General features: G+C 58.8%; 2 protein-coding genes. Both read right to left on the bottom strand.

From position 1 onward, the window contains the following. Window positions 1–283 (bottom strand): vitamin K epoxide reductase family protein (locus tag VI25_RS19480; protein ID WP_161806988.1); only part of this gene is annotated, 283 nt, incomplete at its 3' end. Window positions 284–369: 86 nt separating this feature from the next. Then, a partial coding sequence (locus VI25_RS25270) for a hypothetical protein (RefSeq protein WP_161806987.1) occupies window positions 370–1,227 on the bottom strand: 858 nt, incomplete at its 5' end.

Genomic DNA, 1,227 nt, shown 5'->3' with positions numbered 1-1,227 from the left:
CGCCCGCTCCCGCTAAGCAGGCCGTGAGGCCATAGGTTACAATCATGGGGAGGGCGTCGGGGGTATCGAGCCGCTTATAGCCGTAGTCGGAGGCGTCTACCTTGTCCGAATCGAACGGCCCAATGGGGGGGTCGGGCAGGTGGTGAATGATGCCGGTTTGATAGAGGCTTACTATCTGGCCGGCAGCCACGCCGAGCAGGGAGAGGCCAATAATCCAGCGGCGGCGCTTGAGGTCAGCGCTTTTGCCATGTCGAAGTTCAAGGCTTAGTTGGGTAGGATCCATCGTAAAAATGCGGTACAAGTGTAGTGCTCATTCCGCCTACGAGAATCTGCGGGGCCAGGGTTCCGGTGGCGCTTGGCATAGGTGCGCTACCCAGCGGCGGTAAGCCGACGATAGCGCACCTGTGCCGGATGGCTTTTATCGGCGTAGAACTCAAAGTTTTCGATGCGAAAGCGTACCTCCGTGGGCCGCCGGGGCGCTCGAAACTTGCTCATCTGGCGGAAGGCCACTTCCTGCGTTAGCGTGGGGTCTTGCTTATTAAGCAGACGTAGCCCCTTCGCCTCGTCCAACAAATAGTAAGTCTGGTTTTGCCAAACGTAATGACGGGGCACCAGGTAGCCCATGCCCACCGAGAATCCTTGGTAGCGGAAGCTGGTGAGTACCCGCCCCTGTATGGTTTGCACAAACGCATTGGGTGCCCGTTGTAGTTGGTTGGGCACCACAAACTCCATTGTTTCAGTTCCGTCCTTGGCTCTGGCCATCTGGTACTCGCCGTAGGAGTAAATGGTGAGCAATGTGCTGTCGGACAGGAAACGAGCCAGGGCTATATCGGCCTGCGGCTTCTGCAAGCGCAGGGGCGGCTGCCCCACCCGCAGAAGCTGGGAGCACGTAAGCAGGGCCCGCCCATTGGGGGACGGCTGGGGCTCACAATCGGCCCGGCCTTCGCCAAACTGATTGCCAAAGTGCAGCTCCCGCAGTTCCCCCTGCATATCCAAGAGCATGAAAATATAGCCGCCTACGTCGCTGTTTGGAATGTTAATATCCTGCCAGAAGGCCAGCCCTCCTAGCTGTGGGAAGTAGCCTAAAAACCGGGGTGGGTGCGGTTCACTTACCACTACCATGTCGGGTACGGCCACGCGGTAGAAGTCTGCTTTCTTCAACTCCCGCCGAAACACGCGCTGCCCCGTAGCGGCCGTGAGCGTGATAATATAGCGCCCATCAGGACC

The organism is Hymenobacter sp. AT01-02 (genome assembly GCF_000961955.2).
GTDB lineage: Bacteria > Bacteroidota > Bacteroidia > Cytophagales > Hymenobacteraceae > Hymenobacter > Hymenobacter mucosus.
Note: the sequence above shows the minus strand (reverse complement) of the source record. Positions and strands in the feature narration are given on the sequence as shown.